Consider the following 12,880-nt stretch of genomic DNA (forward strand, 5'->3'; position numbering starts at 1 on the left):
GGCCCGGCCGCCGATGGCGGCCGGGCCCCGTTCCCGGTTCGGGTCGGATCAGGCGAACGCCTCGTCCACCAGAGCCTTCTGCTCGACGGCGTGGACCTTGCTCAGGCCGGTCGAGGTGGCGGCCATCGGGCGACGGGACACCCGCTTGAGCGGCGGGAAGTCGTCGATCCGCTCCGGCAGTTCGAGCGCGAGGAAGCTCCAGGCGCCCTGGTTGGCCGGCTCTTCCTGGACCCAGCGGACCTCGGTGAGGTTCGGGTAGTGGTCCAGCGCCTCACGCATGCGGCGGTGGGGGACCGGGTAGAGCTGCTCGAGGCGGACGATCGCGATGTCGTCGCGGCCCTCCTTCTCCTGGCGGGCGGCCAACTCGTAGTAGAGCTTGCCGGACACCAGCAGCATGGTCTTGACCTTGCCCGCGTCCTTGGACCCGTCCGCGAACGTCGGATCATCGAGGACGGACCGGAACTTGCCGGAGGTGAAGTCCGCGATCGCGCTGACGGCCTTCTTGTTGCGCAGCATCGACTTGGGCGTGAACACCACCTGGGGCCGCTTGATGCCGTCGGTGGCGTGGCGGCGGAGGAGGTGGAAGTAGTTCGCCGGGGTCGACGGCTGGGCGACGGTCATCGAGCCCTCCGCGCACAGCTGGAGGAACCGCTCGATGCGGCCGGACGTGTGGTCCGGGCCCATGCCCTCGTGGCCGTGGGGGAGCAGCAGGGTGACCGAGGACTTCTGTCCCCACTTGGCCTCACCGGACGAGATGTACTCGTCGATGATGGTCTGCGCGCCGTTGACGAAGTCACCGAACTGCGCCTCCCAGAGCACGAGCGCGTCGGGGTCGCCGACGGAGTAGCCGTACTCGAAGCCGAGGCCCGCGTACTCGGTGAGCGCCGAGTTCCACACCTCGAAGCGGCCCTCGGCGTCCTCGAGGTTCTGGAGCGGTGAGTAGGGCTCGGAGGTGGTCTTGTCGACCACCACCGCGTGCCGCTGCGTGAAGGTGCCGCGCTGCGAGTCCTGGCCGGCCAGGCGAACGGTCTTGCCCTCACGGACGAGCGAGCCGATCGCGAGGAGCTCGGCGAAGGCCCAGTCGATGTTGCCGTTGTAGGCCATCTTCTGGCGCGCCTCGTACACCGGCTTCACGCGCGGGTGGATGTGGAACTCCTCCGGCAGGTTGCCGAAGGCGTCGCCGATCGCGTGGATGACCGACTCGTCCACCGCCGTCACCAGTCGCTTGGGCAGCGGCTGGTTGGGCAGGATCGACTCGGAGGCCTTGACCGGGTGTTTCTCGAGCTCGCGGACCTCGTTGAAGACGCGCTCGAGCTGACCCTGGAAGTCGCGGAGGGCGTTCTCCGCCTCCTTCTCGGTGATGTCGCCACGACCGACGAGATCCTCGGTGTAGGACTGACGGACGCTCTTCTTGCCGTCGATCACCTCGTACATCCGCGGCTGGGTCATCGACGGGTCGTCGGCCTCGTTGTGCCCGCGACGGCGGTAGCAGACGAGGTCGATCACGACGTCCTTCTTGAACTGCTGACGGAAGTCCATCGCGAGGCGGGCGACGCGCACACACGCCTCGGGGTCGTCGCCGTTCACGTGGAAGATCGGCGAGCCGATCATCTTGGCGACGTCCGTGGCGTATTGGCTGGAGCGGCCGGCCTCGGGGGCCGTGGTGAACCCGATCTGGTTGTTGACCACGATGTGGATCGTGCCACCGGTGCGGTACCCGTCGATCTGGGAGAGGTTGAGCGTCTCGGCGACGACACCCTGGCCGGCGAACGCGGCGTCACCGTGCAGCATGAGCGGCACGACCGGGTACTCGGCGCGCCACTCCGGGTCCTCGATGAGGTCCTGCTTGGCGCGGACGATGCCCTCGAGAACCGGGTCGACCGCCTCGAGGTGGGACGGGTTGGCCGTGAGCGAGACCTTGATCTCGTTCTCGCCGAACATCTGGTACTGGATGCCCTCGGCACCGAGGTGGTACTTCACGTCGCCCGAGCCGTGCGCGGCCGAGGGGTCCATGTTGCCCTCGAACTCCGTGAAGATCTGGCGGTAGGGCTTACCGACGATGTTCGCCAGCACGTTGAGGCGACCGCGGTGCGGCATGCCGATGACGACCTCGTCCAGGCCGAACTCGGCGGCCTCGTCGATGACCGCGTCCATCATCGGGATGACGGACTCGGCGCCCTCGAGGGAGAACCGCTTCTGACCGACGTACTTGGTCTGCAGGAAGGTCTCGAAGGCCTCGGCGGCGTTGACCTTGGACAGGATGTACTTCTGCTCGGCGACGGTCGGCTTGTCGTCGACCCCCTCGATGCGCTCCTGGATCCACTGGCGCTGTTCGTTCTCGAGGATGTGGGTGTACTCGATGCCGATCTTGCGGCAGTAGGCGGCGCGCAGCGCGGCCAGCACGTCGCGCAGACGCAACTTGTCCTTGCCGACGAATCCACCGACGGAGAACTTACGGTCGAGGTCCCACAGGGTGAGCTCGTGCGAGTTGACGTCGAGATCCGGGTGGAAGGTGCGGCGCCGCTGCGCGTGCTTCCCGTCGAGCGGGTCGATGTCGGCCATGAGGTGGCCGCGATCGCGGTACGCGGCGATGAGCTCGAGGACGCGGGCGTCCTTGTCGACGCGGGGATCGGTGATGTCCTGTCGCCACCGGACGGGCTCGTACGGGATGCCGAGGACGTCGAAGATCTCGTCGTAGAACTCGTCCGCGAGGAGCAGGCGGTGGATCTCACGCAGGAACTCGCCGGACTCCGCGCCCTGGATGATCCGGTGATCGTAGGTCGAGGTCAGGGTGGTGATCTTGCCGACGGCGTTGTTGGCCAGCTGCTCCTCGCTGGCACCCTGGAACTCGGCGGGGTATTCCATGGCACCCACACCGAGGATCGCGCCCTGGCCCACTGTCAGACGGGGCACCGAGTGCACGGTGCCAATACCGCCCGGGTTGGTCAGCGAGACCGTGACGCCCGAGAAGTCGTCCATCGTCAGCTTGCCCTCGCGGGCGCGGGCGACGATGTCCTCGTAGGCGTCGAGGAAGCCGCGGAAGTCGAGAGCCTCACAGTTGCGGATGGCCGCGACCACGAGCGAGCGACCGGCCTTGGTCTTCATGTCGATGGCCAGTCCGAGGTTGATCCCCGCCGGGGTGACGGTGTGCGGCTTGCCGTCGATCTCCTCGTAGTGGTTGTTCATGTTCGGGTACACCTTGATGGCCTGCACCATCGCGTACCCGATGAGGTGGGTGAACGAGATCTTCCCACCGTGCGTGCGCTTGAGATGGTTGTTGATGACCGTCCGGTTGTCGATCATCAGCTTGGCCGGGACCGCGCGGACGGAGGTCGCGGTCGGCAGCGAGAGCGACGCGTTCATGTTCTTGACGATCGCGTTGGCCGCCCCGCGCAGCGCCTTGGTCTCCGTCTCCTGAGGAGGCGTGTACTGCGGACGGGAGGGCTTGCCGACCGTCGGCGTATCGGGTTTCCTGCGTGTCTCCGGGGTTCCCGATGGGGCGGGTACGCCCTGTCCACGTGCCTTGCGACGGGGCGACGCGTCGGAGTCCGGCTTGGCCGCGACGTCCTTGGCGGACGCCGTCGGCGTCACGTCGTCGACGGTCAGCTCCGCGGCCTTTTTCTTCGCCGAGGACCCGGCTTCGGCGGGTTCGGCCGCTCCGGTCCCCTTGTCCGCCTTGCCCGACTGCTTCGACGTCGCACGGATCTCACCGCCGGACCGCGCCCGGTCGCCGGCTCCGCCCGTTCCGCGCGGGGCGGTGCCGTTGGTGGAGCCGGACCCGGAGGAGGAGGCGGCCTCCGGGTTGGCCTTGAAGAATTCGTGCCAGGACTCGTCCACCGAGGACGGGTCCTTGGCGAACCGCTCGTACATCTCGTCTACGAGCCACTGGTTCTGTCCGAACTGTGAGACGTTGTTGCTCACGATGTTGTGGTGCCTCTCTGGTTCTGTGGTGGGTTTCACACGTCAATGGATCCAGGCTAGACCGTCTGCCCGATCGGGGCTTTCCGATCTCACCTGACAGGGGGATGCCACTCGCCCGTCACCGTGGGTTCACGCGGTGGGCCGGGTCGTCTGTTCATGCGGTGGGCCATGCCGTCGGGGGCGCGCCGAAGGTCGCGTCAGCGGTCTCCACGACCGTCCGTCCGAGTCGCCGGTTGCCCCAGCCGCCGACCGCAGCCCCGAGCCCGGCGGGCGCGAGTTTGCCCACCGCCAGCCCGGCGCGCTTGACGGCGAACTTACGGACGAAACGCCTCAGCATGCGGCGGTTGATCTCCTTGAGGCCGGGCACGTGCAGCGACCTGCTCGCCAGCGAAGCCGCGCCGCCGGGCCCGCCGGACGACCCGACCGCGTTGGCGAGGATCGCCGTGCCGGACGCCCCGAGCATCACGGTCATGACCAGTAGTTCCTCGTGCTCGCCCTCACGGACGTCGATGCCGTGCACCTCCGCCACCGCCAGCGTGTAGAAGGCGGCCGCCTCCAGGAACACCAGGGACTCCGCCCCCACCGCGCCGAACGCGACGATCGTGCCGATGCCGGGAACGGCGGCGGTGGCGCCCACGGCCGCACCGGAGGCGGTGACGGCGGCGAGGAAGCGGCTGTCGAGACGTTCGCGGATCCGCGCGGGCGACTCGTCGGGGTGTGCGCGACGGAGCTGGCGGACGAAGGCTCGGGCGGCGCCGGCCTGACCTCGGATCGCGCGGCGCAGAGCTGCCGTCACCACCCCCGCGGCGGGACCGGAGGCGTCGGCTTCGGCTGGGACGCGGTCGGGCACTGGTCACTCACTCCTGGGGGTCGTGGCGGGCGGCCGGCTCGGGCCGCTAGTACCACCACGGTACGCAACCCGGGGCGGGGCGCGCCCCAGGTTGTTCTGCCCACCTAGGGCAGTACACGCTCGGTGTACTCGTTGCCGAAGAGCCGATCGGGGTCGAGTCGGTCGCGCACCGAGACGAAGTCGTCGAAGCGCTCGACCATCGTCGACAGGTCCGCGGCGGTCCGGGTGTGCATTTTGCCCCAGTGCGGTCTCCCGCCCGATGCGAGGAAGATCGACTCGGCCAGCCGGAACAACTCGGTGTGGTCCATCCGGTGGTACTGGTGGACGGCGATGTAGCAGACCTCGCGGTGGTGGGCCGTGGACATCCACACGTCGTCTGCGGCGGCGAACCGCACCTCCACGGGGAACGGCGTGACGACGCCGGACCGGTCGATCGTGTCTCGCAGGTCCCGCAGCACGCTGGAGGCCGCACCGAGGGGTACCGCGTACTCCATCTCGCGGAATCGCACGCGCCGCGGCGACGCGAACACGCGGTAGCTGCGATCGGTGAACCCGCGGGCGGACAGCGCCCGCGAGGCGAAGCGGTTGAGCCGGGGCGTTAGGGTCGGCCTGCGCGTCGCGGCGCGGCACAACGCGTCGAACGCCTCGTTGGACAGGAACTCATCGCTCACCAGTTCGCGGACGCGGCCCACGGGACTGAGTTCAGTGTCGCCGGGCAGGCGGGTGTTGCGCTTGACGGTGATCGCGTCGGTGTGCGGGAACCAGAAGAGCTCGGCGTGGTCGGCGGACCGGGCGAACCCCTCCAGATCCTGCAGAGCGGCCGAGAGCGTCCACGGATGTTCCTCGGCCCGCAGGGCGAAGGCGGGCACGCACCGGATCGTCATCTTGGTGATGACCCCCAGGGCTCCGATCCCGAGGCGCGCGGCCTCGAAGACCTCCGGATGCGAGGTCGGTGAGCAGGAGAGGACGGACCCGTCGGCGGCGACGAGCTGCAGTCCGACGACGGTGGCGGGCAGCCCGGGCGCTCCGCACCCGGTTCCGTGGGTCCCGGTGGACACCGCGCCGGCGAGCGACTGCTCCGCGAAGTCCCCGAGGTTCTGCTGCGCCAACCCGAGTTCCCAGAGCAGAGGGCCCAGCCGGTGAAGGCGGGTCCCGGCCCAGACCGTCACGTCGGCGCCGTCGACCCGGCCGGCCGCGTCGCGGGTCGGCACGATCGACTCGATGCCGGTCAGGTCGTCAAGGGATACCAGGACCCCGTCGGTCGCCGCGGCCGGCGTGAAGGAGTGCCCGGCGCCCACACACTTGACCCGGTCACCACGCTCCGCGGCCGCGGTCACCACGTCGCTCACCTCGGCGACTGTCGTGGGCGCCCGCCGATCCGACGGGGTCGCCAGCACGTTGCCAGCCCAGTTCTGCCAGGGGGACACCGAGGTCGTCATGGCTGGAGAGAGTACCCGCGGGCGGCCGGACCGGGAGCCGTCCTGGACAATCGACCTGAATAGATGACGGAGGCCCGGACGGCCGGGGTAGCAGAGGCCTGTTATCGGTGTCTACTCCCTCCTCGCCGTCGTACCATGGACGGGTGACCAGACGACTACCTGCCGATCAGCGCCGGGCGCAACTCCTCCAGGCCGCGCTCGAGATCGCCGAGCACGACGGACTGGGGGCGGTGACCGTGCGGGGCGTCGCGGAGCGTGCGGGCGTGTCCCTGGGTGTCGTCCACTACTGCTACACGGACAAGGAGGAGCTCATCCGCGAGGTGATCGGTGCGGTGAACTCCGAGGTCCATCAGGCCGCGCGGGCGTTCGTGAGCGTCGATTTCGATTCGGGCGCCCGCGGGACGGAGGGCCTCCGCCGTCGGCTGTACGAGGCGATCGACCTCGTCTGGGCCGTGATCTCCGCTTCGCCGGATCGGCAGTTGCTGACCTACGAGATCGTCTCGTACTCTCTCCGGACCCACGGGCTCCCCGAGGTCGGACTGGCCCGGAACCAGCAGGAGTCCAACGAGGCGATCGTACGGTCGGTGCTCGAACGCACCGCCGACTCCGCCGGCGTCCGGTGGGGGATGGGCCTCGACGACATGGTGCGGGTGGTGCTCTCGATCATCACCGGCGTCAGCCTGCGCTGGCAGATCTACCGGGACGACGACGAGGCCAACGATCTGTTGCACCGCGCGGTCGACCTCATCGTCCGGGACGCGCGGCCGGTCGACGGTGCCTGAGCCGGACCCGGCTCACCACCGGGCGGTCGCCGGGGTTCTGGACACCGCGACGGCGGGCATCGACGCGCCGCTCGCCGTATTACACCTTCCGAGCCTGCGCGCCAACCTGGACGATCTGCGCCGACGGGCCGGGGGCACGAGGATCCGCATCGCCGGCAAGTCAGTGCGGTCGCGTGGCGTGCTCCGCGAGGTCCTCGGCGCGGACCTGCACGGCGACGCGACGGTCCGCGGCATCATGGCGTACTCCCTCGCCGAGGCGCTGTGGCTCGTCGATTCCGGGTGCGACGACGTCCTGGTGGGGTACCCGACGGTCGACCGTTCGGCCCTGGTCCGGCTCGGTGCGGACGCGGACGCGCTCGACGCCGTGACCCTGATGGTCGACGACCCGCGCCAGCTGGCGATCGCCCGCGAGGCCGGCGCGAGCGGGGCCCGGGTGTGCATCGACGTCGACTCGTCGCTGCGGCTGGGCCCGGTCCACCTCGGGGTCCGGCGATCCCCCCTCCGCACCCCGGAGGACGTGGCACCACTGGTGCGCCACGCCAGTGACGAGGGCTTCCGCGTGGTCGGCGCGATGTTCTACGAGGCACAGGTCGCCGGTGTGCCGGACGACGTGCCCGGGATCGGGCTCGTCAAGCACGTGTCGATGCGTCGCCTCCGCGGGGTGCGCGAGGCGGTCGCCGGGGTGATCGCGGACATCACCGGCGAGCCGCCCGAGATCATCAACTCCGGGGGCACGGGATCGGTCGCGGAGAGCGCCGCGGCGCCGGCCGTCACGGAGGTCACCGCCGGGTCCGGCCTGTACGCCCCGGGCCTGTTCGACGCGTACCGCTCCTTCACCCCACGGCCGGCCCTGATGTTCGCGCTGCCCGCCGTACGCCGACCCGCGTCCGGGCTGACCACTTTCCTCTACGGCGGGTACGTCGCGTCCGGACCCCCGGGCGGGGACCGACTGCCGGTGCCCGTCGCGCCGGCGGGGATGCGATACCTCGGCCGGGAGGGCGCCGGAGAGGTCCAGACGCCCGTGCGCGGGGAGGTGCCCATCGGCGGGCGTGCCTGGTGGAGGCACGCCAAGGCGGGTGAGCTGTGCGAGCGGTTCGACACGCTGCACGTGGTGGACGAGACTGCTGACGGGCCCGCCCTCGTGGACCGCTGGCCCACCTACCGTGGTGAAGGGAAGTGTTTCGGATGACCGACGCCCACGACATGACCGACGGGGCCCGGGAGCGGATGCGCGCGGAGGCCGTCTCGATCACGGCCGACCTCGTCGCCATCGATTCGACCAACACCGGTGATCCGTCGACGATCGGCGACGGCGAGACCCGTGTCTGTCGGCGGATCGCCGAGTACCTCAGCGAGGTCGGCATCGACAGCGAACTCGTGGAGTCGGTGCCGGGCAGGGGCAGCCTGTTCGCACGGTTGGAGGGGGCGGATCCGCAGGCGGGAGGTCTCGTCGTGCACGGTCATGTCGACGTCGTGCCGGCGGTCGCCGAGGACTGGTCCGTCCCGCCCTTCGCGGGCGAGATCCGGGACGGGTGGCTCTACGGACGCGGCACCGTCGACATGAAGAACATGATCGGCATGATGCTCGCCGTCGTGCGCCACTACCGCCGGGAAGGGATCGTCCCCCGCCGGCCCCTTCTGCTCGCCTTCTTCGCCGACGAGGAGGCGGCCGGCATCATGGGCGCCAAGTGGATCGTCCGCGAACGCCCCGAGATCTTCGACGGCATGACCCAGGCGCTCAGCGAGGTCGGCGGGTGGTCGGTGCCCGTGGCGGGGCGTCGTCTGTACCCCATCGCGATCGCCGAGAAGGGCGTGGCCTGGGCGAAGGTGACCGCGCACGGTGCCGCCGCTCACGCCTCGCGCCCCACGCCCGACAACGCCGTCGCGGCCGTCGCCGGTGCGGTCCACCGCGTCGCCGGTATCGACTTCCCGGTGGTACCCACCGAGGCCAACACCGCGCTCGCCGCGACGGTCGCCCGTATCGCCGGCGGCAGCGGGGACGTCGCAGAGCTGCCGGACCGCCTCGAGGTCCTCGGCCACTTCGGCCCGCTCGTCGCCGCCTCCCTGTCACACACCGCGTCGCCGACCGTCCTGTCCGCCGGGTACAAGACCAACGTCATCCCGACCGAGGCGCACGCCGAGATCGACTGCCGTGTCCTGCCCGGCGGCGAGGAGACGTTCCGCGCGGAGGTGGAGCGGGAGCTCGGGCCGGACGTGTCGGTCGAGTGGATCTGGCAGCCGCCCATCGCGGCCCCGGCGGACGCGCCCCTGGTCGACGTGATCGGCGAGGCCGTCCGCGAGTCGGATCCGGACGCCCTGGTGGTGCCCTACCTCCTACCCGCCAGCACCGACAACAAGCATCTCGCCGAGCTGGGGATCGACGGATACGGATTCGTCCCGCTGCGCGTGCCCGACGAGTTCGACGTGTTCGGGCACTTCCACGCCGTCGACGAACGAGTGCCCGTCGACGCGCTGCACTTCGGTGCCGACGTGCTCGCGCGCGTGCTCCGGTCGGCGTGAGGGGCACGACGCAGGACCGCGACGCCGCGCGGGCCGCGCCGCGGACGCGCCTGCCCGTGGACATCTGGGTCCTCGTCGTGGCCGCGTTCGCGGTCGCGATCGGGTACGGACTCGTGGCGCCGGTGCTGCCGCAGTTCGCCCGCGACTTCGACGTGTCCGTCGCCGCCGCCTCGGTCGTGGTCAGCGCCTTCGCCTTCTTCCGACTGGTGTTCGCGCCCGCCGGCGGGTTCCTCGTGGACCGGATGGGGGAGCGATGGGTCTACATGACCGGCCTGCTCATCGTCGTCGTCTCCACTCTGGCTACCGGCCTGGCGCAGTCCTACTGGCAGCTGCTGGTCTTCCGCGGCCTCGGCGGTCTCGGGTCCACGATGTTCACCATCTCCGCGATGGCGCTGTTGACCAGGCTCTCACCGCCGGGCGAGCGGGGACGGATCGCCGGGCTGTACGCGACCGCGTTCCTCATCGGCAACATCGGCGGGCCCGTGCTGGGCGGACTGCTGGCGGAGTTCGGGATACGCGTCCCGTTCTTCGTCTACGCCGGGACCCTGCTCGTGGCGACCGGCGTGGTGGCCGTGTTCCTACGCGGCGGCCGTCGACGCTCACCCGATGACGACTCCCCCGAACAGGAGCCGTTGCTCGTCGGCGAGGCGTTGCGTCACAGCGGCTACCGTGCCGCGCTGATCTCCAGTTTCGTCAACGGCTGGACCTCGTTCGGCGTCCGTGTCGCCATCATCCCGTTGTTCGCCGCGGCCAATTTCGACGCCGGTGCCGGCATCGCGGGTACGGCGTTGGCGTTTTTCGCCGTGGGCACGGCCTCCGTGGTCTCGGTGGCGGGCAGACTGTCGGACCGGTTCGGGAGGCGGCCGATGGTGATCACCGGTCTCGTCGTCTCCGGCGTCACGACCATCGCCCTGGGATGGTGCGACACGGTTCCACTCCTCGTCGCGGCGTCGGTGGTGGCGGGCATGGGCGCGGGGATCCTCAACCCGGCACAGCAGGCGGCCGTCGCCGACGTCATCGGCGCGGACCGCGCCGGCGGCAAGGTATTGGCCACGTTCCAGATGGCGAGTGACTCCGGGGCGATCCTCGGCCCCGTGGTCGTGGGCCTGGTGGTGGACCGGTTGGGTTACCCGACGGGTTTCGCGGTCTCCGGCGTCCTCCTCCTGGCGGCGGTGGTGCCGTGGGCCATGGCCAGGGAGCCCCGGCAGGCGGCCGACAGGGTGGCCGCGGGGGAGTGACCTGCGCAAGCCGTGTCGCTCAACCGACCTCGCAGGCCGTAGCATGTGAAGCCTCATGGACAACAACGACGAGGACCGTACCGCCACCGCCGGCGACGAGGTCGACACCGACGCCAGCACGCCCGAAACGCCCGTAGCCGCGCCCGCCGGATCCCGCGACGACGCCCCCCACGACGAGGCTCCCGCCGAGGACGCCGCGGTCACCTTCGCGGACATGGGTCTCGCGCCCGCCGTCGCGAAGGCCGTCCGGGACGTCGGTTACGAGGTGCCGTCCGCCATCCAGGCGGCCACCATCCCGCTCGTCCTCGAGGGACGGGACGTCGTCGGGCTCGCCCAGACCGGTACCGGCAAGACGGCCGCGTTCGCGCTGCCCATCCTCTCGCTGATCGACCCGTCGGTGAAGAGCCCCCAGGCCCTCATCCTGGCGCCGACCCGCGAGCTCGCGCTCCAGGTCGCCGAGGCGTGCGTCACCTACTCCGCGGGCATGCCCCAGGTGAACGTCCTGCCCATCTACGGCGGTCAGGCCTACGGTATCCAGCTCTCGGGTCTCCGGCGGGGCGCGCAGATCATCGTCGGCACCCCCGGGCGGGTCATCGACCATCTCAAGAAGGGCACGCTTGATCTTTCCGGCCTGCGGCACCTCGTCCTCGACGAGGCGGACGAAATGCTCGCGATGGGCTTCCAGGAGGACGTCGAGCGAATCCTCTCGGACACTCCGGAGAGCACCCAGGTCGCGCTGTTCTCGGCCACGATGCCGTCCGCGATCCGACGCATCTCGCAGAAGTACCTCACCGATCCCACCGAGGTGAAGGTCGCCTCCAAGACGTCGACCGCGCCGACCATCCAGCAGCGCTACGTTCTGGTCAACCACCGTGACAAGCTCGACGCCCTGACCCGCATCCTCGAGGTCGAGGACTTCGACGCGATGATCATGTTCGTCCGGACGAAGTCGGCGACGGAGGAACTCGCCGAGCGGCTGCGCGCACGTGGCTTCTCCGCCGCCCCGATCAACGGCGACATCCCCCAGAACCTCCGCGAGCGCACCATCGAGGCGCTCAAGGACGGGCGCACCGACATCCTCGTCGCGACCGACGTCGCAGCCCGCGGTCTCGACGTGCCGCGCATCAGCCACGTCGTCAACTACGACATCCCGCACGACACCGAGTCGTACATCCACCGCATCGGCCGAACGGGCCGCGCCGGCCGGAGCGGGCACGCACTGCTGTTCGTCACCCCCCGCGAGCGTCGACTGCTGTCCCAGATCGAGCGCGCGACCAGGCAGCCGCTGACGGAGGTCCAGCTGCCCAGCGTCGATGACGTCAACGAGATGCGGATGGCCAAGTTCGCACAGTCGATCACCGAGAGCCTCGACGACCCCAACATCGCGCTGTTCCGCCGGCTCGTGGAGGAGTACGCGTCCGAGCACTCGGTCTCGATGGCCGACATCGCGGCCGCACTGGCCACCCAGTCCCGCAACTCGGACGAGTTCCTCATGCGTGAGCCCGAGCGTCCCCAGCGGCGTGAGCGGCAGGACGACCGCGGGGGCGACCGTCGCGACCGCCCCGCGCGGAACTTCTCCGACGGGCCGCGGCCGTCGCGCTCGGGCAAGGACATGGCCCAGTACCGGATCGCCGTGGGCAAGCGGAACAACGTCAAGCCCGGATCCATCATGGGTGCGCTGGCCAACGAGGCCGGCCTCAGCGGGGGCGACATCGGGCGTATCTCGATCCGCTTCGATCACTCGATCGTGGAGCTGCCCGCCGGCCTGCCCTCCGATCAGCTCGAGTCGATGAAGGGCATCCGCGTCGGCGGCGCCGAGATCGACATCCGGCCGGACAGTGGCGCGCCGGCGGGACGTCCCTCCTCGTTCCGGGACGACCGCGGCGGGAAGCCGCGCGGGGGCGGCCACCGGCGCGACGATCGCGGTGACCGCGGTGGTTACTCCGACCGTCGCGGCGAGCGGCACGGGGATCGCCGGGACGACAGGCGCGACAACCGGCGCGACGACCGGGGCGGTTTCCGCCGCGGGGATGACGACCGTCGCGGCGGCGGAGGGTTCCGGGGGCGTTCCGGGGGCGGGCAGGATCGCTACTGACGCGGATTCCCGCGGTAGGCCGGCGTCGACGCCGG

Annotated in this window: 8 protein-coding genes; 5 read left to right on the forward strand and 3 right to left on the reverse strand. The window is 70.2% G+C overall.

Annotated features, from left to right (window positions below; all coding sequences use genetic code 11):
* Window positions 1-48: 48 nt before the first annotated feature.
* The 3 genes from HMPREF3086_RS09240 to HMPREF3086_RS09250 form a co-directional block, all read right to left on the reverse strand.
* Window positions 49-3,921, reverse strand: coding sequence for a multifunctional oxoglutarate decarboxylase/oxoglutarate dehydrogenase thiamine pyrophosphate-binding subunit/dihydrolipoyllysine-residue succinyltransferase subunit (locus tag HMPREF3086_RS09240; protein ID WP_204649436.1), 3,873 nt, complete (start codon window positions 3,919-3,921; stop codon window positions 49-51).
* Window positions 3,922-4,075: 154 nt separating this feature from the next.
* On the reverse strand, window positions 4,076-4,771 hold the full coding sequence (locus HMPREF3086_RS09245) for a hypothetical protein (RefSeq protein WP_070721506.1): 696 nt from the start codon (window positions 4,769-4,771) through the stop codon (window positions 4,076-4,078).
* Between the two features lie 104 nt (window positions 4,772-4,875).
* Window positions 4,876-6,210 (reverse strand): D-arabinono-1,4-lactone oxidase, encoded by a 1,335-nt coding sequence (locus HMPREF3086_RS09250; RefSeq protein ID WP_070721508.1) that lies wholly within the window; start codon window positions 6,208-6,210, stop codon window positions 4,876-4,878.
* A 143-nt stretch (window positions 6,211-6,353) separates the two neighbouring features.
* On the opposite strand from HMPREF3086_RS09250, the gene HMPREF3086_RS09255 reads away from it, so the two are divergent.
* Genes HMPREF3086_RS09255 through HMPREF3086_RS09275 form a run of 5 tightly spaced genes read left to right on the forward strand, consistent with a single transcriptional unit; the run spans window position 6,354 to window position 12,845 of the window.
* Window positions 6,354-6,992: a TetR/AcrR family transcriptional regulator gene (locus tag HMPREF3086_RS09255; RefSeq protein WP_070721510.1), complete on the forward strand. Its 639-nt coding sequence runs from the start codon at window positions 6,354-6,356 to the stop codon at window positions 6,990-6,992.
* Window positions 6,985-8,181, forward strand: coding sequence for a type III PLP-dependent enzyme domain-containing protein (locus HMPREF3086_RS09260; protein ID WP_083324372.1), 1,197 nt, complete (start codon window positions 6,985-6,987; stop codon window positions 8,179-8,181). The genes HMPREF3086_RS09255 and HMPREF3086_RS09260 overlap by 8 nt, the downstream gene beginning before the upstream one ends.
* A complete protein-coding gene (locus HMPREF3086_RS09265) occupies window positions 8,178-9,512 on the forward strand; it encodes a M20/M25/M40 family metallo-hydrolase (protein ID WP_070721512.1) in 1,335 nt (444 codons plus the stop codon). The genes HMPREF3086_RS09260 and HMPREF3086_RS09265 overlap by 4 nt, the downstream gene beginning before the upstream one ends.
* Complete coding sequence (locus HMPREF3086_RS09270; protein WP_070721513.1) at window positions 9,509-10,750, forward strand: MFS transporter; 1,242 nt, start codon at window positions 9,509-9,511, stop codon at window positions 10,748-10,750. Before HMPREF3086_RS09265 ends, HMPREF3086_RS09270 begins: the two co-directional genes overlap by 4 nt.
* Window positions 10,751-10,805: 55 nt before the next feature.
* The gene (locus HMPREF3086_RS09275) at window positions 10,806-12,845 is read left to right on the forward strand and encodes a DEAD/DEAH box helicase (RefSeq protein ID WP_007631698.1); all 2,040 of its coding nucleotides are present in this window, start codon (window positions 10,806-10,808) and stop codon (window positions 12,843-12,845) included.
* Window positions 12,846-12,880: the final 35 nt, after the last annotated feature.

This window comes from Dietzia sp. HMSC21D01, assembly GCF_001815995.1.
Taxonomy (GTDB): Bacteria; Actinomycetota; Actinomycetes; order Mycobacteriales; family Mycobacteriaceae; genus Dietzia; species Dietzia cinnamea.

What these genes read in the sequence shown, in the direction of transcription:
- HMPREF3086_RS09250 (WP_070721508.1), bottom strand. Translation starts at nt 6,210, where the DNA reads ATGACGACCTCGGTGTCCCCCTGGCAGAACTGGGCTGGCAACGTGCTG.
- HMPREF3086_RS09265 (WP_070721512.1), top strand. Translation starts at nt 8,178, where the DNA reads ATGACCGACGCCCACGACATGACCGACGGGGCCCGGGAGCGGATGCGC.
- HMPREF3086_RS09275 (WP_007631698.1), top strand. Translation starts at nt 10,806, where the DNA reads ATGGACAACAACGACGAGGACCGTACCGCCACCGCCGGCGACGAGGTC.